The sequence below is a fragment of the Nocardioides sp. GCM10028917 genome, from assembly GCF_042666175.1.
Classification (GTDB): domain Bacteria; phylum Actinomycetota; class Actinomycetes; order Propionibacteriales; family Nocardioidaceae; genus Nocardioides.
The window spans coordinates 200,436-223,244 of record NZ_JBHTFL010000013.1; the positions used below are offsets into that span (position 1 = coordinate 200,436).

At 71.2% G+C, this 22,809-nt stretch carries 22 protein-coding genes and 1 pseudogene; 19 read left to right on the forward strand and 4 right to left on the reverse strand.

Annotation, left to right across the window (positions count from 1 at the left end):
- Positions 1 to 180 precede the first annotated feature (180 nt).
- From ACFQW6_RS21075 to ACFQW6_RS21100, 6 genes are all read left to right on the forward strand, one after another.
- Positions 181 to 1,242, forward strand: coding sequence for an ABC transporter ATP-binding protein (locus tag ACFQW6_RS21075; RefSeq protein WP_378550267.1), 1,062 nt, complete (start codon positions 181 to 183; stop codon positions 1,240 to 1,242).
- Positions 1,239 to 2,453 carry an ABC transporter substrate-binding protein gene (locus tag ACFQW6_RS21080; protein WP_378550270.1) on the forward strand — a complete coding sequence of 405 codons (1,215 nt, stop codon included), beginning with the start codon at positions 1,239 to 1,241 and terminating at the stop codon, positions 2,451 to 2,453. The genes ACFQW6_RS21075 and ACFQW6_RS21080 overlap by 4 nt, the downstream gene beginning before the upstream one ends.
- 6 nt (positions 2,454 to 2,459) lie before the next feature.
- A complete protein-coding gene (locus ACFQW6_RS21085) occupies positions 2,460 to 3,338 on the forward strand; it encodes an ABC transporter permease (protein ID WP_378550273.1) in 879 nt (292 codons plus the stop codon).
- A 16-nt stretch (positions 3,339 to 3,354) separates the two neighbouring features.
- Positions 3,355 to 4,164 (forward strand): ABC transporter permease, encoded by an 810-nt coding sequence (locus ACFQW6_RS21090; RefSeq protein ID WP_378550276.1) that lies wholly within the window; start codon positions 3,355 to 3,357, stop codon positions 4,162 to 4,164.
- A 29-nt stretch (positions 4,165 to 4,193) separates the two neighbouring features.
- The gene (locus ACFQW6_RS21095; RefSeq protein WP_378550279.1) at positions 4,194 to 4,997 is read left to right on the forward strand and encodes a hypothetical protein; all 804 of its coding nucleotides are present in this window, start codon (positions 4,194 to 4,196) and stop codon (positions 4,995 to 4,997) included.
- Between the two features lie 87 nt (positions 4,998 to 5,084).
- Positions 5,085 to 5,591: a hypothetical protein gene (locus ACFQW6_RS21100; RefSeq protein ID WP_378550282.1), complete on the forward strand. Its 507-nt coding sequence runs from the start codon at positions 5,085 to 5,087 to the stop codon at positions 5,589 to 5,591.
- 15 nt (positions 5,592 to 5,606) lie between these two features.
- On the opposite strand, the gene ACFQW6_RS21105 is transcribed toward ACFQW6_RS21100, so the two are convergent.
- Positions 5,607 to 6,254, reverse strand: coding sequence for a helix-turn-helix transcriptional regulator (locus ACFQW6_RS21105; protein ID WP_378550285.1), 648 nt, complete (start codon positions 6,252 to 6,254; stop codon positions 5,607 to 5,609).
- A 64-nt stretch (positions 6,255 to 6,318) separates the two neighbouring features.
- Here ACFQW6_RS21105 and ACFQW6_RS21110 point away from each other — a divergent pair, with 64 nt between their 5' ends.
- The 7 genes from ACFQW6_RS21110 to ACFQW6_RS21140 are packed head-to-tail and all read left to right on the forward strand — an operon-like array spanning position 6,319 to position 15,251.
- The gene (locus ACFQW6_RS21110) at positions 6,319 to 7,575 is read left to right on the forward strand and encodes an MFS transporter (protein WP_378550288.1); all 1,257 of its coding nucleotides are present in this window, start codon (positions 6,319 to 6,321) and stop codon (positions 7,573 to 7,575) included.
- Positions 7,576 to 7,623: 48 nt separating this feature from the next.
- On the forward strand, positions 7,624 to 11,325 hold the full coding sequence (locus tag ACFQW6_RS21115; protein WP_378550290.1) for a nitrate reductase subunit alpha: 3,702 nt from the start codon (positions 7,624 to 7,626) through the stop codon (positions 11,323 to 11,325).
- Between the two features lie 19 nt (positions 11,326 to 11,344).
- The gene (gene narH / locus ACFQW6_RS21120) at positions 11,345 to 13,000 is read left to right on the forward strand and encodes a nitrate reductase subunit beta (protein WP_378550293.1); all 1,656 of its coding nucleotides are present in this window, start codon (positions 11,345 to 11,347) and stop codon (positions 12,998 to 13,000) included.
- A gap of 38 nt (positions 13,001 to 13,038) precedes the next feature.
- The gene (gene narJ / locus ACFQW6_RS21125) at positions 13,039 to 13,701 is read left to right on the forward strand and encodes a nitrate reductase molybdenum cofactor assembly chaperone (RefSeq protein ID WP_378550296.1); all 663 of its coding nucleotides are present in this window, start codon (positions 13,039 to 13,041) and stop codon (positions 13,699 to 13,701) included.
- On the forward strand, positions 13,698 to 14,426 hold the full coding sequence (gene narI / locus ACFQW6_RS21130) for a respiratory nitrate reductase subunit gamma (protein WP_378550299.1): 729 nt from the start codon (positions 13,698 to 13,700) through the stop codon (positions 14,424 to 14,426). Before narJ ends, narI begins: the two co-directional genes overlap by 4 nt.
- Before the next feature lie 4 nt (positions 14,427 to 14,430).
- Positions 14,431 to 14,901 (forward strand): hemerythrin domain-containing protein, encoded by a 471-nt coding sequence (locus tag ACFQW6_RS21135; protein ID WP_378550302.1) that lies wholly within the window; start codon positions 14,431 to 14,433, stop codon positions 14,899 to 14,901.
- Positions 14,902 to 14,918: 17 nt separating this feature from the next.
- Positions 14,919 to 15,251, forward strand: a complete 333-nt coding sequence (locus ACFQW6_RS21140) for a cupin domain-containing protein (protein ID WP_378550305.1) — start codon at positions 14,919 to 14,921, stop codon at positions 15,249 to 15,251.
- Between the two features lie 13 nt (positions 15,252 to 15,264).
- On the opposite strand, the gene ACFQW6_RS21145 is transcribed toward ACFQW6_RS21140, so the two are convergent.
- The 3 genes and pseudogenes from ACFQW6_RS21145 to ACFQW6_RS21155 form a co-directional block, all read right to left on the reverse strand.
- Positions 15,265 to 15,465 carry a hypothetical protein gene (locus tag ACFQW6_RS21145; protein ID WP_378550777.1) on the reverse strand — a complete coding sequence of 67 codons (201 nt, stop codon included), beginning with the start codon at positions 15,463 to 15,465 and terminating at the stop codon, positions 15,265 to 15,267.
- A 30-nt stretch (positions 15,466 to 15,495) separates the two neighbouring features.
- Positions 15,496 to 15,821: pseudogene (locus ACFQW6_RS21150) on the reverse strand (vitamin K epoxide reductase family protein); the annotation flags it as partial.
- Between the two features lie 23 nt (positions 15,822 to 15,844).
- On the reverse strand, positions 15,845 to 16,597 hold the full coding sequence (locus ACFQW6_RS21155) for a DsbA family protein (protein ID WP_378550308.1): 753 nt from the start codon (positions 16,595 to 16,597) through the stop codon (positions 15,845 to 15,847).
- Positions 16,598 to 16,754: 157 nt separating this feature from the next.
- On the opposite strand from ACFQW6_RS21155, the gene ACFQW6_RS21160 reads away from it, so the two are divergent.
- From ACFQW6_RS21160 to ACFQW6_RS21185, 6 genes are all read left to right on the forward strand, one after another.
- Entirely contained in the window at positions 16,755 to 17,306 is a 552-nt protein-coding gene (locus tag ACFQW6_RS21160; protein WP_378550311.1) for an NTP transferase domain-containing protein, read from the forward strand.
- A 40-nt stretch (positions 17,307 to 17,346) separates the two neighbouring features.
- On the forward strand, positions 17,347 to 18,225 hold the full coding sequence (locus tag ACFQW6_RS21165; protein WP_378550314.1) for an AAA family ATPase: 879 nt from the start codon (positions 17,347 to 17,349) through the stop codon (positions 18,223 to 18,225).
- Positions 18,222 to 19,349, forward strand: a complete 1,128-nt coding sequence (locus ACFQW6_RS21170) for a VWA domain-containing protein (protein ID WP_378550317.1) — start codon at positions 18,222 to 18,224, stop codon at positions 19,347 to 19,349. The genes ACFQW6_RS21165 and ACFQW6_RS21170 overlap by 4 nt, the downstream gene beginning before the upstream one ends.
- Positions 19,342 to 20,475, forward strand: coding sequence for an XdhC family protein (locus ACFQW6_RS21175; RefSeq protein WP_378550320.1), 1,134 nt, complete (start codon positions 19,342 to 19,344; stop codon positions 20,473 to 20,475). Before ACFQW6_RS21170 ends, ACFQW6_RS21175 begins: the two co-directional genes overlap by 8 nt.
- Positions 20,476 to 20,541: 66 nt before the next feature.
- Entirely contained in the window at positions 20,542 to 21,450 is a 909-nt protein-coding gene (locus ACFQW6_RS21180; protein ID WP_378550323.1) for a hypothetical protein, read from the forward strand.
- A 100-nt stretch (positions 21,451 to 21,550) separates the two neighbouring features.
- On the forward strand, positions 21,551 to 22,768 hold the full coding sequence (locus ACFQW6_RS21185) for a transcriptional regulator (RefSeq protein WP_378550326.1): 1,218 nt from the start codon (positions 21,551 to 21,553) through the stop codon (positions 22,766 to 22,768).
- Positions 22,769 to 22,809: the final 41 nt, after the last annotated feature.

Genomic DNA, 22,809 nt, shown 5'->3' on the forward strand with positions numbered 1-22,809 from the left:
GCCTCCGGCGGGGGCCCTGATGCGTGTCCGGGCGCCGCCGGAGAGTGGCCTGGTATGGACCACCGGCCTCAGTTTCCCGCACCGAATCGTGATCCGTCGATGATGTCCAGTGCGGGATCGGAGGTCCTACTCTGAGGTCGCAACGCATTCCGTCGTCCCGAGCGTGGGGGAGGAAGCTGCATGAGCACTCCGGCCGTCGAGCTGGTCGGCCTCACCAAGTCCTTCGGCAACGTCACTGCCGTGGACGACGTCGACCTGCGCATCGACGACGGCGAGTTCTTCTCCATGCTGGGGCCGAGCGGCTCCGGCAAGACCACCGTGCTGCGGATGGTCGCCGGGTTCGAGCAGCCGAGCGCCGGGAGGGTGATGCTCGACGGCGAGGACGTCACCGCCCGTCCGCCGTTCGCCCGTGACGTCAACACGGTGTTCCAGGACTACGCGCTCTTCCCCCACATGGACGTCCTCGCCAACGTCGAGTACGGCCTCCGGGTGAAGAAGGTGCCCGCCTCGCAGCGTCGGGACCGCGCCATGGCGGCCCTCGAGTCCGTGCAGCTGGGACAGCTCGCCCGACGCCGACCGACGCAGCTGTCGGGCGGCCAGCGCCAGCGCGTGGCGCTCGCGCGGGCCCTGGTCAACCGGCCCAAGGTGCTCCTGCTCGACGAGCCACTCGGTGCCCTCGACCTCAAGCTCCGCCGGGCGATGCAGCTCGAGCTCAAGCAGCTGCAGCGAGAGGTCGGCATCACCTTCGTGTTCGTGACGCACGACCAGGAGGAGGCGCTGACGATGAGCGACCGGATCGCCGTCTTCAGCGACGGCCGCATCGAGCAGGTCGCGACCCCCGCCGAGCTCTACGAGAACCCCAGCACTGCCTTCGTCGCCGGCTTCGTGGGCACCTCCAACCTGCTCACCGGCGAGGCGGCGCCGGCCGTGCTCGGGAGGGAGGGCACGTTCAGCATCCGCCCGGAGAAGATCCACCTCGATGCCGACGTCGAGTCCGGCAGCACGACTGCCAGGGGGACCGTGGCCGACGTCATCTACCTCGGCTCGGTCAACCACTACCTCGTCGAGCTCGACGCCGGGCCGACGCTCACGGTGCTGAAGCAGAACCTCCGGGGCAGCACGGACCAGGCCAGGAGCCGTCGAGGCCAGCAGGTCACCGTCGGCTGGGCCGACGAGCACGTCATCGACCTCTCGGACCATCCAGCGCAGGCGCAGCAGCGTCAGAAGAAGGAGATGCCATGAAGCAGACCACCAGGGTCGCCGCGACGCTCGCGGTGTTCGTGCTCGCGGTCACCGGGTGCGGGACGTCCGCCGGTGACGACGACGACGGCGGCAGCACCGGGACGGAGGAGCAGGGCGGCTTCACCGCTCCGGACCTCCCGATGTCCACGGAGGTCGGGGCCATGGAGGGCAGCCTCAGCGTGCTGGCATGGCCCGGCTACGCGGAGGACGGCTCCACGGACCCGTCCGTGGACTGGGTGACCCCCTTCGAGAAGGAGACGGGCTGCCAGGTCGACGTCAAGTACTTCGGCACCTCCGACGAGGCCGTGAACCTGATGAAGTCGGGCCAGTACGACGTGGTGTCCGCCTCGGGCGACGCGTCCCTTCGACTCATCGCCGGCGGTGACGTGGCGCCGGTCAACACCGACCTGATCGGCAACTACGCCGACGTCTGGTCCTTCCTCAAGGACCGCGACTGGAACTCCGTCGGAGGCCAGATGTACGGCGTGCCGCACGGCTACGGTGCGAACCTGCTGATGTACAACACCGACGTCGTCACCCCGGCGCCGACGAGCTGGAGCGCGGTCTTCGACGAGGCGTCGGCGTACTCGGGCAAGGTCACGGCCTACGACTCGCCGATCTACATCGCCGACGCCGCCCTCTACCTCATGGAGACGCAGCCCGACCTGGGCATCGAGAACCCCTACGCGCTCGACGAGGACCAGCTCGCCGCTGCCGTCGACCTGCTCAAGCAGCAGCGCGAGAACGTCGGTGAGTACTGGTCGGACTACCTGAAGGAGATCCAGTCCTTCAAGACCGGCGACTCGGTCGTCGGCACCACGTGGCAGGTGATCGTGAACCTGGCCAAGGACGAGAAGGCCCCGGTCGAGGCGATCCTGCCCGAGGAGGGCGCCACCGGCTGGTCGGACACGTGGATGGTCTCCTCGGAGACCGAGAGCCCGAACTGCGCGTACGGCTGGCTCGACCACATCATCAGCCCCGAGGCCAACGCGTCCGTCGCCGAGTGGTTCGGCGAGGCGCCGGCCAACGAGAAGGCGTGCGACCTGGCGAGCAAGGGGTTCTGCGAGACCTACCACGCGGGCGACGAGGCCTACGCCGAGCAGATCCACTACTGGACGACGCCCATCGAGCAGTGCCTGGACGGCCGCACGGACGTGACGTGCACGACGTACCAGGACTGGACCCAGGCCTGGACCGAGATCAAGGGCTGACGCGGCGTGACGTCGCAGCCGCTGGCGGGAGGTGGCGCGGCATCCCCCCGGTGGGGAGTGCTGCACCGCCGCCCCCGGCTGCGGCTGGGGCTGCTGCTGGGCCCGCCGATGCTCTGGCTCGGCGTGCTCTACCTCGGATCGCTGGCAGCGCTGTTCATCACCTCCCTGTGGACCGTCGACGCCTTCGGCGGCAACATCGAGCGGGTCTGGAACCTCGACAACTACCGCGACCTGTTCACCATCGACGTCTACCGCACGATCACCGTGCGTACGCTGCTGATCGCGGTGGCCGTGACGGTGATCGACGCGCTGCTGGCTTTTCCGATCGCGCTCTACATGGCCAAGGTTGCTTCGCCCCGGCTCCAGCGCGCCCTCGTCATCGCTGTGCTGACCCCGCTGTGGGCGTCGTACCTCGTCAAGGCGTACGCCTGGCGGGGCATGTTCGCCACGGGCGGTCCCCTGGACGACCTCGGGCTCTCGCCGGGCTACGGCCTCGTCGCCACGGTGGTGACGCTGTCCTACCTGTGGCTGCCCTACATGATCCTGCCCATGTACGCCGGTCTCGAGCGGTTGCCGAACTCGCTGATCGAAGCCTCTGCCGACCTCGGCGCGACCACCCGCACGACGATGCGCCGCGTCGTCCTGCCGGTGCTCCTCCCGGCAGCGGCCGCCGGCTCGATCTTCACCTTCTCGCTGACCCTGGGCGACTACATCGCGGTCAAGATCGTCGGTGGGGCGAACCAGATGCTCGGCAACGTCGTCTACGACTCGTTCCTCACCGGCAACAACCTGCCGTTCGCGGCGGCCGTCGCGACCATCCCGGTGGTGGCGATGGTGATCTACCTGGGAGCGGTGCGCCGGACCGGGGCGCTGGACTCGCTGTGAGCGGAAGAGGTGGACGATGAGCTTCTCGAGGGCGACCCGTGGCGTGCTGCTGGCCTTCACCGGCCTCGTGCTGCTCTTCATCCACGTGCCGCTGGCGCTCGTCGTGCTGAACTCCTTCAACACCTCGAGGACCTTCGAGTGGCCGCCGCCCGGCTACACCACGCAGTGGTGGGTGGCGGCCTGGGACAGCGAGGGCGCGCGGAACGCCATCGTGGTCTCGGTCGAGGTGGCGCTCGTCGCCACCGCCATCGCGCTCGTGCTGGGCACGATGGCGGCCCTGGCGCTGCAGCGGTTCCGCTTCTTCGGCCGCGACACGGTCTCCCTGCTGATCATCCTGCCCATCGCCCTGCCCGGCGTGGTGACGGGCATCGCCCTGGCCAACGCGTTCCTGACGATGTTCGGGATCGAGCTGGGCATGCTGACCCTGGTGGTCTCCCACGCGACGTTCTGCATCGTCACGGTCTTCAACAACGCCATCGCCCGCCTCCGACGGCTTGGCGGCAACCTGGAGGAGGCGTCGATGGACCTCGGTGCCGGGACGTTCAGGACCTTCTGGTCGATCACGCTCCCGATGATGCGCTCGGCCCTGCTGGCAGGCGCGCTGCTGTCCTTCGCGCTCTCGTTCGACGAGATCATCGTGACGACCTTCACCGCTGGGCAGGGCATCCAGACGCTGCCGATCTGGATCTACCAGAACCTGTTCCGGCCCAACCAGGCGCCGGTCGTCAACGTGGTGGCGGCGGCGCTGATCGTGCTGTCGATCATCCCGATCTGGCTGTCGCAGAAGCTCGCCGGCACCGACGAGTCGGTCGCCGCCGCCCGGTAGGTCTGCCGGGGCACTGGTAGTAATGCACCATGCGCCTGCCCGTGCCCGGTCCCCGCGACGTGATCTCGGCCCTCGAGCGGGGGAGCGAGCAGGTCGAGGCGCTCCTCGGCGCCGTGCCGCGCGTGCTGACGCTCCTCGACCAGGCCGAGGCACTGCTCGATCGCGTGTCCGTCGCCGTGGACCGGGTCGAGGGCGTGGTCGACGGGGTGACGTCGGAGGTGGTCCGCGTGGGAGCGGTCATCGACGCAGCGACGATCGAGATCGGCCGGGTCAGCGAGGTGGTCGACGGTGCGTCCGAGCAGATCGGACGGGTGGGCGGCGTCGTCGATGGTGCGTCGGAGCAGATCGGACGCGTGGGCGAGGTGGTCGACGGTGCGTCCGAGCAGATCGGACGGGTGGGCGGCGTCGTCGATGGTGCGTCGGAGCAGATCGGACGCGTGGGCGGCGTCGTCGATGGTGCGTCGGAGCAGATCGGGCGGGTGGGCGGTGTGGTCGACGGCGCCGGCGTGCAGTCCGAGCGGGCGGCGGCGCTCCTCGACATGCTCGAGCCACCCCTGACGACCCTCCAGCCGACCCTCCAGACGTTGGCCGACACCACCCACCCCGACGAGGTGGCCGCGCTCGTGAGGCTCGTCGACCACCTTCCCGCGCTGACCGAGCAGGTCGAGCGCGACGTGCTCCCGGTGCTCACGACCCTCGGCTCGGTGGCGCCCGACCTCCACGAGCTGCTCAACGTCTCCCGCGAGCTCAACGAGATCCTCGGCAAGATCCCGGGCATCGGCCGGCTGAAGAGGCGCGTCGAGGAGGACGACGACATCGAGACGCCGCGGTGACAGCAGGGAACCCGAGCGCACCCTGACCCGTCTGACCCGATGAGGGAGCGGACAGCTCCGCCCGTTTCCACGAGAGGGACGCCCGCCATGAGCCGACACACCACCCCGCGCCGCACGGCCCGCCTGCTTCCCGTCGTTGCGGCGGCCCTCGCCGTCGTGCTGTCCGGCTGCGGGTCCGAGGACGAGCCTGCCGCCACCACCGACCCGACCAGCAGCGAGAGCCCGAGCGCATCCGCCTCCGACGAGCCGGTCGCCCTGACCGCCGACGGCTCCCGTGCGGGCAAGTGCGCGATGCCGTCCGCGGAGGTCCTGTCGACGTTCGACACCGCCTTCGAGGGCACCGTCACCGCCGTCGACGGCGGCACGGCCACACTCGCGGTCGACCAGTGGTACGCCGGCGGCGACGCGTCCACCGTGACGGTGGAAGCACCGAGCAAGGCTCTCGAGGACCTCCTGCTCGCGGTCGACTTCCAGGAGGGTCAGACCTACCTCGTGAGCGCCGACGGCGACCGCGTCACCCTGTGCGGCTTCACCGCGGAGGCCACCCCCGAGCTCGAGGCGCTCTACACCGAGGCGTTCCCCGCCGCGGGCTGAGCGGCGGACGCCGGGTCAGGTTCCCAGCCGGAGGAAGCACTGCCCAGGGGCGCTGAAGGGACGCAGCTCGGACCCCTCGGAGCTGGCGCCGTTGGCCTCGAGGGCGCTCTGCACCATGCCGAGGTGGACGCTGCACACGACGTCCGGGAAGCGGTAGGCCGCCTGCAGCAGCGGGCACCTGTGGAGGACGACCTCCCGGTCCTCACCGTCCGGCGCGGGCGCGTAGCCGAGTTCGTCGAGCATCTCGACGGTCCATCGCCGCCCGGTCGCGGGTGACGGCACGACGGCCGCACCCCTCCGCGCGACGAGGTCCGACCCCCAGCGCCGTCCGGCCGCGAGCGCCTCGGCGTGGGTTTCGGGGGAGGCATCCTGCAGGCGCCACGCGAGGGCGGCCGCCAGCTCGACGTAGTCGCCGTCACCGGGGCGCGGTCCGCGCGCCTGGTAGAGCCAGGCCGGCCGGCCCCGGCCCTCGTGCGGCTGGCGCACGCGCGTGACGTAGTCGTGGGACACGAGCCAGTTGACCTGCTCGCGCACGGTGTTGGGGTGGCGCGCTGTCGCCTGGGCCAGCGCGTCGATGCCGACCGGGTCGGGCTGGTCGAGCAGCGCGTGCAGGACCGCGGCCCGACCCCTTGCGAGCCCGGACGCGCTGCGGATATTTTTCACGGGTACATCGTAATAACTTCGAGTCGTTCGCAGGGTTGTTTCCTCCGGTCACCAGGAGCACACGATGAGCACGACGACCGTCCCCCGCCGCGCCGGCAACCCGTGGCTGATGCTCGCCCTGGCCACGCTGGGGTTCGCCGTGAACTTCTGGGCCTGGGCGCTGATCAGCCCGCTGGGCGCCCTCTACCTCAAGCAGGGCGCGGACAGCCCGCTCGGCCTCCTCAGCCAGTCGGAGGTCGCGCTGATGGTCGCCGTGCCGGTGCTGGTGGGCTCGCTCGGCCGCATCATCGTGGGTGCGCTCACCGACCGGTTCGGCGGCCGGGTGATGTTCCCGATCGTCTCCGCCGCGACGATCGTGCCCGTCCTGTTCCTGGCCTTCTTCGCGCTCGACTCCTACTCGCTCATGCTGTTCGGCGGGTTCTTCCTCGGCATCGCCGGCACGGCCTTCGCCGTCGGTGTGCCCTTCGTCAACGCCTGGTTCCCGCCCGAGAAGCGCGGCCTCGCGGTCGGAATCTTCGGTGCAGGCATGGGTGGCACCGCGATCAGCGCCCTGACCACCGTCCCGCTGTCGGAGGACCTCGGCCGCACCGCGCCTTTCCTGATCACCGCGCTGGTCCTTGCGGTCTATGCCGTTGTCGCCTGGCTGGTGATGCGGGACGCACCCGGCCGCGTGGCACCGACGACCAGTCTCGCCACCCGCCTCGCCGCCAACGCGCGCCTGCCGATCACGTGGCAGGCGTCCTTGCTCTACGCGGTCGCCTTCGGCGGCTATGTCGCGTTCTCGGTCTTCCTGCCGACCTACTTGAAGACCGCCCACGGCCTCGAGCCCGCCGACGCGGCCAACCGGATGGCCGGGTTCGTCGTGGTGGCAGTCGTGATGCGACCGGTCGGCGGGTGGCTGTCGGACCGGTTGGGGTCGATCCCCGTGCTGTCCGCGTCGTTCGCCGTCGTGACGGCGTGCGCCGCCATCGCCGCGCAGAACCCGCCGGTGACGTCGGCCGACGGCAGCAACCTCACCCTCGGCACCGTGGCGTTCCTGGTGATGGCCGCGGCCCTGGGAGCCGGGTCCGGTGCGACGTTTGCGCTGATCGCCCACAGCACCGAGCCCGCGCGGGTGGGCGGCGTGACGGGACTGGTGGGTGCCGCCGGCGGGCTCGGTGGCTTCGTGCCGCCACTGCTCATGGGCTGGCTCTACGGCCAGACCGAGTCCTACGGCATCGGCCTGTGGCTGCTCGCCGTCACCGCCGGACTCACGCTCGTGCTGACCCTGGTCGTCGTACGACGCACCGCCGCCGCCTCGACCGCCACGGTCGCCGCCTGACCCGACCCAGCCTCCGACCCGATCTCCCCACCGAAAGGGCGCCACCTCGTGACCGACCTCGAGAACCCGCTGCAGAAGGCCCTGATCGGCGGGCGACGCTTCTTCACCAAGGCGGAGGTCAGCGACGACGACCGCACGCTGCACGAGCACGGCGGGCGCGAGGGCGACGTGTTCTACCGCGACCGCTGGAGCCACGACAAGGTGGTGCGCTCGACGCACGGCGTCAACTGCACCGGGTCGTGCTCGTGGAAGGTCTACGTCAAGGACGGCATCATCACCTGGGAGGCGCAGCAGACCGACTACCCGAGTGCCGGGCCCGACCGGCCGGAGTACGAGCCCCGTGGCTGCCCGCGCGGCGCGGCGTTCAGCTGGTACACGTACAGCCCCACCCGGGTGCGCTATCCCTACGTCCGGGGCGTCCTGCTCGAGATGTTCCGTGCCGCCAAGCAGCAGCACGGCGACCCGGTGGTGGCGTGGGGCTCGATCGTGCAGGACGAGGAGAAGGCACGGGCCTACAAGACGGCGCGCGGCAAAGGCGGTCTGGTCCGCGCCTCGTGGGACGAGGTGGCCGAGATCGTCGCCGCAGCGCACGTCTACACCGTCAAGCGGTGGGGCCCGGACCGGATCGCCGGCTTCTCCCCGATCCCGGCCATGTCGCCGGTGTCGTACGCCTCCGGCGCCCGCTTCCTCGAGCTCATCGGCGCACCGATGCTGTCGTTCTACGACTGGTACGCCGACCTGCCGAACGCGTCGCCCCAGATGTTCGGCGACCAGACCGACGTGCCGGAGTCGGGCGACTGGTGGGACGCCGGCTACCTGATGATGTGGGGCTCCAACGTCCCGACGACCCGCACCCCCGACGCCCACTGGATGACCGAGGCGCGCTACCGCGGGCAGAAGGTCGTGGCCGTCGCTCCCGACTACGCCGAGAGCGTGAAGTTCGCCGACGAGTGGGTGAGTCCCGCACCGGGCACCGACGGCGCACTCGCGATGGCCATGGGCCACGTCGTGCTCAAGGAGTTCTTCGCCGACGCCAGCACGCCGTTCTTCGAGACCTACACCAAGCAGTTCACCGACCTGCCGCACCTGGTGTGCCTCGAGCCGGCCGCGGACGGCGCCCACCGCCCCGGCAAGTTCCTCGTCGAGGGCGACCTGGGCGGGACGAGCGAGAACGCCATGTGGAAGCCGGCCGTCATCGACGCCGCCACCGGCGAGGTCCGCATCCCGAACGGCTCGATCGGCGACCGCTTCGGCGAGGAAGGGGTGGGCCGGTGGAACCTCGAGCTCGGTGACATCGACCCCGCGCTCAGCATGTACCGCGACCACCAGGGCGGCACCCGCGAGGCCGTCGAGGTCGAGCTGCCGCGCTTCGACGCCGCCGACGGCAAGGTCGTCCACGAGCGCCGCGGCGTACCGGTGGCCCGGGTCGGCGACCGTGTGGTGACCACCGTGCTGGACCTGCTGCTCGCCCAGTACGGCGTCGCACGCGAGGGCCTGCCCGGCAGCTGGCCGCGCGCGAGTGGGTCCGACGTCCGCGGCTACGACGACCCGGAGGTGCCGGCGACGCCCGCGTGGCAGGAGCAGCACACCGGGGTGCCTGCCGCGCAGGTCGTGAGGCTCGCGCGGGAGTGGGCGCAGAACGCGATCGACACCGAGGGCCGGGGCATGATCCTGCTGGGGGCGGGCGTCAACCACTGGTTCCACTCCGACCAGATCTATCGCGCCATCCTGTTGCTCACGACGATCACCGGCACGCAGGGCCGCAACGGCGGGGGCTGGGCGCACTACGTCGGGCAGGAGAAGATCCGCCCGATCATGGGCTTCCAGCACATGGCCTTCGCCCTGGACTGGCACCGCCCGCCGCGCCACATGAACCAGACGGCGTACTGGTACGTGAACACCTCGCAGTACCGCTACGACACCTTCACCGCCGACGACCTCGACTCCGGGACGGGCGTCTTCGCCGGGAGGACGGTGATGGACCTGCTGGCGCAGTCGGTGCGGCTCGGGTGGTCGCCGTCGTACCCGACCTTCGACCGCAGCAGCCTGCAGCTGGCCGACGACGCCGAGGCGGCCGGCGAGGAGGCGCCGGCGTACGTCGCCGCGGAGCTGAAGGCGGGCCGGCTGCGGTTCGCGGTCGAGGACCCCGAGCACGAGGACAACCACCCGCGCGTGCTGTCGCTGTGGCGCTCGAACCTGCTCGGCTCGTCGGCGAAGGGCAACGAGTACTTCCTGCGCCACCTGCTGGGCACCGACTCGGCCGCCACGGCCGTGGAGGCGCCGCCGGACAAGCGGCCGCGCGACGTCGTGTGGGCGGAGGAGGCGGCCGAGGGCCGGCTCGACCTGCTGATGACGATCGACTTCCGGATGACGTCGTCGACGATCTTCAGCGACGTGGTGCTGCCTGCTGCGACCTGGTACGAGAAGCACGACCTCTCGACCACCGACATGCACCCCTTCGTGCACTCCTTCAACCCTGCGATCGCGCCTCCGTGGCAGACCAAGTCCGACTGGGACGCCTGGAAGGTCATCGCGAAGAGGTTCTCCGAGCTCGCGGTCGACCATCTCGGCACCCGTCGCGACGTGGTCGCCAAGCCGCTGTGGCACGACACCCCGGAGGCGATGGCCAGCGAGCACGGGGTGGTGAAGGACTGGAAGACCGGCGAGGTGGAGCCGGTGCCGGGGAAGACGATGCCGGTCATCGCGGTCGCCGAGCGGGACTACACCGCGGTGTTCGAGAAGATGACGTCCATCGGCCCGCTCCTGGAGAAGGTCGGCATGCTCACCAAGGGCGTCGCCTACGACGTCAGGCGCGAGGTCGACATCCTCCGCGCGCGCAACGGCGTGGTGCACGGGGGCGCGGGCGACGGCCAGCCCAAGGTCGAGACCGACGTGCAGATGGCTGACGCGATGCTCCACCTCGCGGGCGTCTCCAACGGCCACCTGGCCACGCAGGGCTTCCGCTTCCTCGAGAGGCGCACCGGCACCCAGCTCGCCGACCTCGCGGCCGAGCACGAGGGCAAGCAGATCACCTTCGCCGACACCCAGGTGGCGCCGGTGCCGGTGATCACCTCACCGGAGTGGTCCGGATCGGAGTCGGGCGGGCGGCGCTACAGCCCGTTCACCATCAACATCGAGCGCAAGAAGCCGTTCCACACGCTGACCGGTCGCCAGCAGTTCTACGTCGACCACGACTGGTTCCTGGGGATGGGCGAGATGCTGCCCGTCTATCGTCCGCCGCTCAACATGACCGAGCTCTTCGGCGAGGCGCCGATCGGCGAGCAGAACGAGCTCGGCGTCTCGGTCCGCTACCTCACCCCGCACAACAAGTGGTCGATCCACTCGGAGTACCAGGACAACCTGTTCATGCTCTCGCTGTCCCGTGGCGGGCAGTCCGTCTGGATGTCCGACCGCGACGCGGCGAAGGTCGGGATCTCGGACAACGACTGGATCGAGATGGTCAACCGCAACGGGGTCGTCGCGGCACGGGCCATCGTGAGCCACCGGATGCCCGAGGGCACGGTCTACATGCACCACGCCCAGGACCGGCTCATCGACGTGCCCCTCACCGAGCGGGACCGCAAGCGGGGCGGCATCCACAACAGCCTCACCCGCATCCTGCTCAAGCCGAACCACATCGTGGGTGGCTACGCACAGCTGGCGTACTTCTTCAACTACATCGGACCGATCGGCAACAACCGCGACGAAGTGACGATGATCCGCAAGCGGACCGCACCGGTCGAGTACTGAGCCGGAAGAGGAGACTGACATGCGCGTGATGGCTCAGATGGCCATGGTGATGAACCTCGACAAGTGCATCGGGTGCCACACCTGCTCGGTGACCTGCAAGCAGGCCTGGACCAACCGGACGGGCACGGAGTACGTCTGGTTCAACAACGTCGAGACCCGGCCCGGCCTGGGCTACCCCCGGACGTACGAGGACCAGGACGAGTGGCAGGGCGGCTGGGTCCGCAAGCCCAACGGCCGGCTGGCGCTGCGGGCCGGCGGACGGGTCAAGAAGCTGCTGAGCATCTTCTCGAACCCGAAGCTGCCCTCCATCGACGACTACTACGAGCCGTGGACCTACGACTACGAGACGCTGACCACCTCGCCGCAGACCGACACCTTCCCGGTCGCCCGGCCCAAGAGCCTGATCTCCGGCAAGGACATGAACGTCGAGTGGTCGGCCAACTGGGACGACGACCTCGGCGGGTCACAGGAGCACGCCGCCCGCGACGTGATGCTCAAGGGCATCGAGGACAAGGTGAGGCTCGAGTTCGAGCAGACCTTCATGTTCTACCTGCCCCGCATCTGCGAGCACTGCCTGAACCCGTCGTGCGCGGCGTCGTGCCCCAGCGGCGCGATCTACAAGCGCGAGGAGGACGGCATCGTCCTCGTCGACCAGGATCGCTGCCGTGGCTGGCGGATGTGCGTCTCGGGCTGCCCCTACAAGAAGGTCTACTTCAACCACAAGACCGGCAAGGCCGAGAAGTGCACGTTCTGCTACCCCCGCGTCGAGGTCGGCATCCCGACCGTCTGCTCGGAGACGTGCGTGGGCCGGCTGCGCTACATCGGCCTGGTGCTCTACGACGCCGACAAGGTGCTCGAGGCGGCGAGCATCGAGGACGAGCACGCGCTGTACGACGCCCAGCGCGCTTGCTTCCTCGACCCCCACGACCCCGACGTGCAACGCGCGGCGGAGCGGGCGGGGATCCCCGGTGACTGGATGGAGGCCGCGAGGAAGTCGCCGGTCTGGGCGCTGATCAACACCTACGAGGTGGCTCTGCCGCTGCACCCGGAGTACCGCACGATGCCGATGGTCTGGTACATCCCACCGCTGTCGCCGGTCGTCGACGTCGTGCGCGACACGGGGGAGGACGCCGAGGACCGGGGCAACCTCTTCGCGGCCATCGACACCCTGCGCATCCCGGTGGAGTACCTCGCCAACCTGTTCACCGCCGGCGACACCGCGCCCGTCGACCGCGTCCTGAGGAAGCTCGCCGCGATGCGGTCCTACATGCGCGACATCAACCTGGGCCGTGACCCCGACGAGTCGATCCCCGCGGCGGTCGGGATGACGGGCGAGCAGATGTACGACATGTTCCGCCTGCTCGCGATCGCGAAGTACGCCGAGCGCTACGTCATCCCGACCGCGCACGCGGAGCAGGCGCACGCGCTGGAGGAGCTGGCCACGGACTGCCCGGTCTCCGACTACGGCGGTGGCCAGAACGACCTGTTCGGCGAGGGGTCCGGCTACCCGACTCCGGTCGCCGTCGAGAACTTCCGGATGCTGCAGGACCGGCAGACCTCCGACTCGCTGGCCTCGCCGGACGACAAGGCCTCGCGGGTCAACCTCCTCAACTGGGACGGCAAGGGGACGCCCGACGGGCTCTTCCCGCCGCGCGACGAGGGAGCGGGCTCGTGAGGCTCCGCCGCCGACCGAGCCGTCCCGACACACAGGCCGTGCAGACGTGGGCGGTCTGCTCGGCGGTCCTCGACTACCCCACCGAGCAGCTGCTCGCCTCGCTGGACGACCTCGCGGCGCTGGTGCCGGATCACCCGCACCTCACGCCGCTCCTCGACCACGTGCGGCGCACGCCGCTGGCGCAGCTCCAGCAGGACTACGTCGCCACCTTCGACCACACCAGGAAGTGCGCGCTCTACCTGACCTACTTCGCCTACGGGGACACCCGCCGGCGAGGAGCGGCGCTCGTGCGCTTCAAGGACGCCTACCGTCGCGGCGGGGTCGCGTGGGACGACGACCTCGGCGAGCTCCCCGACCACCTCTGCGCGGTGCTCCAGTTCGGCGCCACCGTCGACCCCGACATCGCCCGGTCGCTCCTCCTCGAGCACCGTGCCGGCGTCGAGATGCTGCGCCTCGCGCTCACCGGGTGGCGCAACGACGACGGCACGACCGGGTCGCCGTGGGCCGGGGCGCTGGTGGCCCTGTGCGACACCCTGCCCGAGCTCGCCGGGACCGAGGCCGACGCCGTACGTCGTCTCGTGGAGCAGGGCCCACCGGCCGAGGAGGTCGGCCTCGCCGGCTACGCCGCCGACCCCGCCCTGGCGTCGGGGCCCGCCCTGATCTCGTCCGCCACCATCCCCGTAGGAGTGCCTCGGACATGAACGTCTTCCTCTGGGTGATCGTCCCCTACCTGTGCCTCGCGGTGTTCGTCGTCGGGCACGTGTGGCGCTACCGCTACGACAAGTTCGGCTGGACCACGCGGTCGTCGCAGCTCTACGAGGCTCGCCTGCTGCGGCTCGGCTCGCCGCTGTTCCACTTCGGCATGCTCGGCGTGGTCGGCGGGCACGTGATCGGCCTGCTCGTCCCACGATCGTGGACCGAGGCGGTCGGGATCGACGACCACCTCTACCACTACGTCGCCGTCGTCGGCGGCCTCGTCGCAGGCGTGATGGCGCTCGTCGGCATGTCGATCCTCGTCTACCGTCGCCGCACCGTCGGCCCCGTCTTCTCCGCCACCACGCCGATGGACAAGGTGATGTACGCCTTCCTCGGCGCGGCGATCGTGCTGGGCATGTGGAACACCATCGCCGGGTCCATCTTCAGCCTGGGCGGGGAGTACAACTACCGGGAGGGTGTCTCGGTCTGGTACCGCTCGTTCCTCGCCTTCCAGCCCGACGCTGACCTCATGGCCGATGCCCCGATCGGCTTCCAGCTCCACGCGCTGGTCGCGTTCGGGCTCTTCGCGCTGTGGCCGTTCACCCGGCTCGTCCACGTCTTCTCCGCGCCCCTCGGCTACCTCACGCGTCCCTACATCGTCTACCGCTCGCGCGACGACCGGCCGCTGGGCAGCGCCGCCCCGCGCCGAGGCTGGGACCGGGTGGGCTGACGTCGTGTGCCACTACTGCGGCTGCCGGCAGATCCCCCTGATCCGCGACTACATCGCCGAGCACGAGCTCGTGACGTGGTTGGGCGTGCGTGCGCTCGAGGAGACCGGTCGCGGTGAGATGCAGCAGGCCCAGGCCACGGTAACGCAGATGCGCTCCGAGCTCCTGACCCATTGGCAGGGCGAGGAGGAGGGCGTCTTCGCCCTCATGCGGGACGATGAGCTCTACCGTGAGCACATCGACCCGCTGATCGCGGAGCACCGGGAGCTGGAAGCGGTCCTGGCCCGCCTCGACATGACCAGGGCCGAGGACCGGGCCAGCCTCCAGCACGAGGTGGACGAGCTCCGGATCCACATCTCCAAGGAGGAGGATGGGATCTTCCCGGTCACCCTCGTCGAGTTCAGCGGCCCCGAGTGGGATGCAGCGATCGCGGCCTGGGAGCGCGCGCATCCCGGCAGGACCCTGAACCTCGACTGACCTCCAGGAGGAGCGCCATGAACACGACATCCCTGACCGACCTGGCTCGCGAACAGCTCGACGCGGCCCGGGGGGCGAGCAGTGGCCGGGCCTCGGTCACCGTCTTCGGCGGACAGGAGCACGACCTGCGCCAGACCCTCATCGCCCTGGCCGGTGGCCGCTCTCTGGGCGAGCACGAGTCGCCGGGCGACGCGAGCCTCCAGGTCCTCGTCGGCACGGTGCGACTCACGGCCGACGACGAGGTCTGGGAGGGCAGCGCCGGCGACTACGTTGTCATCCCGCCCCGCAGGCACGACCTGCACGCGGAGACCGACGCCGTGGTGCTGCTGACAGTGGCCACCCGGTCCTGAGTGCCCTCGTGGGTCAGGCGAACAGCGCGTCGCCGTAGCGCCCCACGAGGAGCAGGAAGACCCCACAGAGCCACACCGCGGCGGCCAGCACGTCGAGCCGGTGCCGCACGACCTCCTCCAGGAACCGGCGAGATGCCCGGGGCAGCGGCAGGTTGTGCTCCAGGACGTTGATGCGGGTCATCTCGACGAAGACGAAGGTGGTCGCCACGGTCACCAGCAGGCACCACGGGCACACCGCGCCGATGTGGAAGACCGCCTGGTACAGCAGCCAGTACGCCAGGACGAGCCCAAGGTGTAACCCACCTGCGCGGCGAGCATCATCCAGCGCGGGAACCGCACGCCGGCGAGCCCGGCGAGGGCGAGCGTGATCACGACCGGCTCGCTGACCAGTCCGAGGAACGCGTTGGGGAAGCCGAGGACCGATGCCTGCCACGAGCTGCCCACCGTTCCGCAGCTGACGACGGCGTTGATGTCGCAGGAGAAGACTGCGCCCTGGTCGCCGGCCAGGGTGACGGCCTCCACCGCGAGCACGAACGACGCGGTAAGGCTGGCAGCCGACCAGAGGAGCATCGCCGCCCACGACCCCCGGACGGTCACGAAGCGGCCTGCTCGACCGCCGCCGTGAGGGAACCGGCCCGGTAGGCGTCGCCCTCGAACAGCCTCCCGTTCACGAGGATGGTCGGCGTCCCCTCGACGCCGTTGGCGAACGCCTTCTCCGTGCGCTGCGCGACCCACGCCTCGTAGCGGCCCTCGGCGAACCGGGCTGCCACCTCGTCCGGCACGCCGACGCCGCGCGCGACGTCTGCGATCTGCTGGTCCGTCAGCCCCGGGCCGCCCTCCGGCGGCCGCTCGGCGTACAGCGCCCGGTGGAAGGCCCACGCGTGGCCGGGATCGGCGTCCACCACCGTCGCCAGGGCGTTGGCGGTGCGGGTGGAGTACTCGGTGCCCGCCGACAGGCGGTCGAGGAAGGCCATGGGCCGCAGCTCCACCGTGACGTCGTCGTTCCGCACGAACTGGTCGAGCGCCTCACCGTTGGCGTCCTCGAACGCGCCGCACGCGGGGCACAGGTAGTCGAAGTAGACGGTGACTGTCACCGGCCCGTCACCGATCGCGATCGACCCCTCCGGGGTCAACCCGCCCGGAGCCGCCACGCCCCCGGCCGGCTGCGGGGCGGTGTCCGTCGTGGAGGAGTCGCGGACGACGACCAGGACGATGGAGACCACCAGGACGACAAGGACGCCGAGTCCCACCCAGCGGGCGATGCGATAGCGGGTGGCAGTGATCCGGGGCGCGCCACGTCCGGTGTGATGGGCCGAGGGTGACGGCGGCTGCGTGCGTGTGCTCATGCGGTCCTCGCGTGGGTCGTCGATGTCTACGTCCAGCCTCCAGAAGCAGGACCGTCGGCGCCGTGGACCAACGGCCCGACTGCCCGGGCCCAAGGTCCCGATCCGTGCCTGGACCGACCGGGTTGAGAATGATGGACCCCTCGGGGATGCTGCCCGGGTGACCACTGTCGTCGGCGTGCTGCTCGCCGCCGGTGAGGGCCGCCGGTTCGGCGGACCCAAGGCGCTGGCCCGCGACGACGACGGCACCTCGTGGCTGCTGCGGGCCGTCCAGGCGCTGCGGCCGTGCTCCGAGATCGTCGTCGTCCTCGGCGCCGAGGCCGAGCGCGCCGCCGCGCTGCTCCCGATGTCGGTCGCGCGCATCCGAGCGGACGACTGGGCCGAGGGGATGGGTGCCTCGCTCCGGGCCGGGCTCGAGGCACTCGGCCCCACCGACCACGACACGGCGCTCGTCTCGCTGGTGGACCTGCCCGACGTCGACGCCGCGGTCGTCGCCCGGCTCGTCGCCGCCTCGCACGGACGCAGCGACCTCGCGCGGGCGGCGTACGACGGCGTGCCGGGGCACCCCGTCCTCCTCGGCCGCGACCACTGGGCGGGGGTCGTGGCCTCGGCGACGGGCGACCGCGGGGCGCGGGACTACCTCGCGGCGAACGACGTCGACCTGGTCGAGTGCGGCGACCTGGCGACCGGCGTCGACGTCGACCTGCGCTGACCCAACGCCCCACCAACGTGCGGGTCGTAGCCTGTGCCGCATGGTGCACGGGATGGACTCCGCAGCCGACGTCGCGGCCCGGCTGGGCGCGACCGGCTACCTCTCCGACGACGAGCTGGCGACCGTCGTGTTCCTCGCTGCGCGCATGCAGCGTCCGCTGCTGCTCGAGGGGGAGCCCGGCACCGGCAAGACGGCCCTCGCCGAGGCGCTCGCCCAGAGCCTTGAGGTGCCGCTCGTCCGGCTGCAGTGCTACGAGGGCATCGATGCCAGCCAAGCCCTCTACGACTGGGACTTCCCGCGCCAGATCCTGCACCTGCGGGCGCTGGAGGCCGGTGGCGAGGTCGACCCGGACGAGGCCGAGAAGAGCCTGTACGACGAGCGCTTCCTGCTCGCGCGACCCGTCCTCGCCGCGCTGCGGCAGGCGCCGGCCGTGCTGCTCGTCGACGAGGTCGACCGCGCCGACGACGAGTTCGAGGCCTTCCTGCTCGAGGTCCTGTCGACCTGGCAGGTGACCATCCCCGAGTTCGGCACGATCACCGCCCCGGAGCCGCCGTTGGTGGTGCTGACGTCCAACCGGACCCGTGAGCTCCACGACGCCCTCAAGCGCCGGTGCCTCTACCACTGGATCGACCACCCGGGCCTCGAGCGCGAGGTGGAGATCGTCCGCTCCCGGGCCCCCGAGGTCAGCGAGGCGCTGGCCCGCCAGGTCGTCGAGGTCGTGCAGCAGCTCCGGCAGCGCGACGACCTGCTCAAGCCGCCCGGCGTCGCGGAGACCCTCGACTGGGCCCGCGCCCTCACCTACCTCGGCACCGCCGACCTCGACCTGGGGGCGGCGGCGACGACCCTCGGCGCCCTGCTGAAGTACCGCGAGGACGCCGACCGGGTGCGGGCCGCGCTCGACCGGATGCTCTCGCGATGAGCGCCACCCTCCACGAGGCCGACGAGGTGCTCCTCGGCTTCACCCGCGCGCTCCGCGCCGCCGGCGTGCCGGTCACCCAGGACCGCGCCCACGGCTTCCTGGCAGCGGTGGCGGCCGTCGGCGCCGACGACCGGCAGGCCACCTACTGGGCCGGACGGGCCACGCTCTGCGGGTCGCCCGACGACCTCGCCCGCCACGACCAGGTCTTCGCGGCGTGGTTCGACCCGCGCGACGGGTTGCCGCGCGCCCAGCAGCGCGAGGCCTCGCGCCGCTCGACCGCGCACCTGCTGCCCGAGGCGGAGGGGGCCGGCGGCACGGGCGAGACCGAGGACGCGGACGTGGTCCGTGCGATGGCCTCGGAGGCCGATGTCCTCCAGCACCGCGACGTCGCGACGCTCGACGCGGCGGAGAAGCGGCGACTCGCGGCGATGTTCGTGCGGCTGTCGCTGCACCCGCCGCTGCGTCGTACGGCCCGGCACCGCCGCTGGCACCGCGGCGAGCTCGACGCGTCGCGCACCCTGCGCAACTCGCTGCGCCACCTCGGCGAGCCCGGCGAGATCGCCTGGCGGCGGCGCGGCACCCGGCCCCGCCGCGTGGTGCTGCTGGTCGACGTCAGTGGCTCCATGACGCCGTACGCCGACGCGCTGCTGCGCCTGGCCCACCGCCTGACCCGGTCCGCCCGGGCGTCGGGCGGCACCGTCGAGACCTTCACCGTCGGCACCCGGCTGACCCACGTGACCCGGGCCTTCGGGACCCCGGACGCCGACCGCGCCATCGTCGCCGCCGGCGAGGTGGTGCCGGACTGGTCCGGCGGCACCCGGCTCGGCGAGACCCTGCGGGTCTTCCTCGACCGGTGGGGGCAGCGCGGGATGGCGCGCGGTGCCGTGGTCGTCGTCTTCAGCGACGGCTGGGAGCGCGGGGACGCCGGCCTCCTCGGCGCGCAGATGGCGCGGTTGCAGCGGGTCGCCCACCGGGTCGTCTGGGTGAACCCGCACCGCGGCAAGGCGGGCTACGAGCCGCTGCAGGGCGGGGTGGTGGCAGCGCTGCCGCACTGCGACGACTTCCTCGCCGGGCACTCGCTGGCGACCTTCGCCGACCTCACGGAGGTGATCGCGCGTGCGTGACGTGCTGCCCGAGCTGATGCAGTGGTGGGAGGCCGGCGAGACGATCGGCGTCGGCACCGTCGTGGCGACCTTCCGCTCCGCCCCCCGTCCGGCCGGCGCGTCGATGCTGGTGGGCCCCGACGAGTCGGCGGTGGGCTCGGTGTCGGGAGGCTGCGTCGAGGGCGCGGTCTACGACCTCGCGCAGTCCGTGGTCGTGTCGGGCGAGCCGGTGCTCGAGCGCTACGGCGTCTCCGACGACGACGCCTTCGCGGTCGGACTGACGTGCGGCGGCATCCTCGACGTCTTCGTCGAGCGGGTGTCGCGCGAGACGTTCCCGCAGCTGGGGGAGGTGGCCGCGGACGTCGAGGCAGGCTGGCCGGTGGCCCTGGCGACCGTGATCGAGCACCCGGACCCCTCACGGGTCGGGCGCCGCCTGGTGGTGCGGCCGCACAGTGCCGCTGACGGGACCCTCGGCTCCCCGCGGGCCGACGCCGCCGTCCACGACGACGCCCTGGGCCTGCTCGCGGCGGGCACCAACGCCACCCTGACGTACGGCCCGGACGGCGAGCGGCGCGGTGAGGGGATGCGCGTCTTCGTCTGGGGCTTCGCCCCCAAGCCGCGGATGCTCGTCTTCGGGGCCATCGACTTCGCGGCCGCCGTCGCCAAGGTGGGCTCCTTCCTGGGCTACCACGTCACGGTGTGCGACGCCCGTCCCGTCTTCGCCACGACGTCACGCTTCCCGGGTGCCGACGAGGTCGTCGTCGACTGGCCGCACCGCTACCTGCAGGCCGAGCTCGACGCCGGACGCATCGACCGGCGGACGGTCCTGGCGGTCCTGACGCACGACCCGAAGTTCGACGTGCCGCTGCTCGAGGTCGCGCTGCGCCTCGACGAGGACGTGCGCCCCGGCTACATCGGTGCCATGGGCTCGCGTCGTACGCACGACGAGCGGCTGGCGCGGCTCGTCGAGGCAGGGCTGGGCGAGGGCGAGCTGTCCCTGCTGTCCTCGCCGATCGGGCTCGACCTCGGCGCGCGCACCCCCGAGGAGACCGCCGTGTCGATCGCCGCGGAGATCGTGGCCCGCCAGTGGGGCGGCTCGGGGGAGCGGCTGGCCGCGACGCAGGGGCGCATCCACCACGACGACTGACCTCAGGGCAGCACTACCACGGCCCCGAGTTGGCCCGTTGCGCGGGCCTCACTTATGGTCTCCGGGATGTTTTCGCTCCCCGCGCCGCCCCGTGTCCTCGCCCGCCCCACCGCCGCCTTCGTCGCGGTGGTCCTGCTGCTCACCGGCCTGGCGGTCGGCGGCTCGCCCGCCGGGGCCCGCGAATCGGCGCGCGACCAGGAGCGAACGTCGCCGGCCTTCCTCTCCGGCAAGAAGTTCGGCGTGGCGACGCTCAACCTGAAGAAGGGGATGCGGGTGGCGGGCCTGCGCCACGACATCGGGCAGGTGCTGGACGGCGAGGTCTCGGTCATCGGGTTCCAGGAGCGGCTCTTCAGCCGCCCGGCGCTGCGCGCGGCCCTGCCGAAGTCGTGGACCCTGCTGATGCCGAAGGGCCCGACCGGTACCGACGACAACCCCATCGCCTTCGACAAGGACGTCTGGGAGCTCGAGAAGACCTGGGCCGCCCTGCTGACCGGCACCACGTGGCGGCGCCAGACCGGTCAGATCGCCCATGACCAGTACGGCGTGGTGGCGGTGCTCCGGCACCGGCGCACCGGCCACACGGTCCGGGCCGTGAGCTTCCACCTGCCCAACCACCTCCACAACCGCCGCACGGGCGGGCCCAACTACGCCAACCGGCGCGGCGTGGAAGCCATGTGGCGGATGGCAAGCCGGATCCGCTTCCTCAAGGAGGACGCTCCGAAGGCGCACCAGTTCGTCGCGATGTGCGACTGCAACGTCACCGAGAACCGGGACACCACCGACCACTTGGTGAAGGGACGGATCACCGGGCCGCTGCGTCTGGAGACCAACTACAGCGGCCGTAAGGGCGGCTCGGGGATCGACTACGTGATGGGCGAGCGCGACTCGCGCTTCCGCATCGACTCCTACGAGTCCTACCGCAATCTGGTCACCGACCACCCCGGCATCGTCGCCACCTTCGCTCGCGTCGGCTGAGCCTCGCCACCGGGCGATCCCTGCGAGCGACCTCCGGACGGATTCCCTGTTGCGCCCGTCACACTCGGGCTAGGTTGGCCGCGACCGACCGGGAGCCGCCATGACCAGCGAGGACCTGCACGCCCGACGCGTGGACGCCGTCCGCGCGTGGACGCGCTTCGTCGAGGCCGGTGACGCCGACGCGGTCCGGCCCGAGATCCTGAGCAGCTGGGAGCTGTCGGGCGTCGTGTCGCCGGGGGTCACCCAGGCGCCGCTCGACGACGAGGGCGACACGGCCGACTTCTGGAAGGCCTCGCCCCTGCAGACCGCGGTGTCCCGGGTGCAGGACGAGCTCCGGCGCACGGCCGAGGACGGCGACCTCGTCGTCGCGGTCACGGACGAGCAGACCCGGATCCTCTGGACCTACGGCGGGCGGGTGATGCGCCGCAAGGCCGAGACGGTCAACTTCGTCCCCGGCGGCCGGTGGGACGAGCGGAGCGTCGGCACCAACGCGCTCGCCATCGCCGGCCGGACCGGCGCGCCGTCGATGGTCTTCAGCGCCGAGCACTACGCCGAGGTGGTGCACAACTGGGTCTGCTGGGCGGCCCCGGTCTTCGACCCGGTGACCGGCCGCTCGCTCGGCGTGATCGACCTGTCGACCACCTGGGACCGCAGCCACCCCATCGGCCTCGCCACGGCGCGCGTGATGGCGCGGCTGATCGAGGGCGCCCTCCCCACCGATCGTCGTACGACGTCGGGAGGCGACGTCGCGCCGTCCGAGCCCGGCCTCACCCTCACCCTCCTCGGCACGGCGCAGGTGTGGCTCGACGGCCACCGGCTGCTCCTCAACCGACGGCAGACCGAGATCCTCGCCCTGCTGGCGCTCCATCCCTCGGGGCTCTCGGTCGAGCACCTCCACGCGCTGCTCTACGGCGACGCGTCCGTGACGACCTCGACGCTCAAGGCCGAGGTCTCGCACCTGCGAGCGGCCCTGTCCGGGCAGCTGTCGTCGCGTCCCTACCGCCTCACCATGCCCGTGGCCACCGACGTCGAGGAGGTGCAGCGGCTGCTGCGCCGCGGTGACGTGCGCGCCGCCGTGCGTGCCTACGGCGGCGACCTGCTCCCCGGCACCGACTCGCCCGCCCTGGTGCAGATGGGCGACTACCTTGCCGTCAGCGTGCGGGAGGCCCTGCTGGCGCACCCCGACCCCGACGCCGTGCTGCGCTACAGCGAGCTGGCCCCCTACGACACCGCCGTGGTCGAGGCGTGCCTGGCCGCGCTGCCGGTGCACCACCCCGTCGTGCCGCTGCTGAAGGGCAAGCTCGCCAGCCTGCGGTGACCCCTCCCCATTTCGGGTAGATCGAGAAAATGTAGTGGACC

Bases quoted from the DNA above. Each gene is read 5' to 3' on its own strand.
- ACFQW6_RS21075 (WP_378550267.1), top strand. From the start codon at position 181: ATGAGCACTCCGGCCGTCGAGCTGGTCGGCCTCACCAAGTCCTTCGGC.
- ACFQW6_RS21080 (WP_378550270.1), top strand. From the start codon at position 1,239: ATGAAGCAGACCACCAGGGTCGCCGCGACGCTCGCGGTGTTCGTGCTC.
- ACFQW6_RS21090 (WP_378550276.1), top strand. From the start codon at position 3,355: ATGAGCTTCTCGAGGGCGACCCGTGGCGTGCTGCTGGCCTTCACCGGC.
- ACFQW6_RS21095 (WP_378550279.1), top strand. From the start codon at position 4,194: ATGCGCCTGCCCGTGCCCGGTCCCCGCGACGTGATCTCGGCCCTCGAG.
- ACFQW6_RS21100 (WP_378550282.1), top strand. From the start codon at position 5,085: ATGAGCCGACACACCACCCCGCGCCGCACGGCCCGCCTGCTTCCCGTC.
- ACFQW6_RS21110 (WP_378550288.1), top strand. From the start codon at position 6,319: ATGAGCACGACGACCGTCCCCCGCCGCGCCGGCAACCCGTGGCTGATG.
- narH (WP_378550293.1), top strand. From the start codon at position 11,345: ATGCGCGTGATGGCTCAGATGGCCATGGTGATGAACCTCGACAAGTGC.
- narI (WP_378550299.1), top strand. From the start codon at position 13,698: ATGAACGTCTTCCTCTGGGTGATCGTCCCCTACCTGTGCCTCGCGGTG.
- ACFQW6_RS21140 (WP_378550305.1), top strand. From the start codon at position 14,919: ATGAACACGACATCCCTGACCGACCTGGCTCGCGAACAGCTCGACGCG.
- ACFQW6_RS21155 (WP_378550308.1), bottom strand. From the start codon at position 16,597: ATGAGCACACGCACGCAGCCGCCGTCACCCTCGGCCCATCACACCGGA.
- ACFQW6_RS21165 (WP_378550314.1), top strand. From the start codon at position 17,347: ATGGTGCACGGGATGGACTCCGCAGCCGACGTCGCGGCCCGGCTGGGC.
- ACFQW6_RS21170 (WP_378550317.1), top strand. From the start codon at position 18,222: ATGAGCGCCACCCTCCACGAGGCCGACGAGGTGCTCCTCGGCTTCACC.
- ACFQW6_RS21180 (WP_378550323.1), top strand. From the start codon at position 20,542: ATGTTTTCGCTCCCCGCGCCGCCCCGTGTCCTCGCCCGCCCCACCGCC.
- ACFQW6_RS21185 (WP_378550326.1), top strand. From the start codon at position 21,551: ATGACCAGCGAGGACCTGCACGCCCGACGCGTGGACGCCGTCCGCGCG.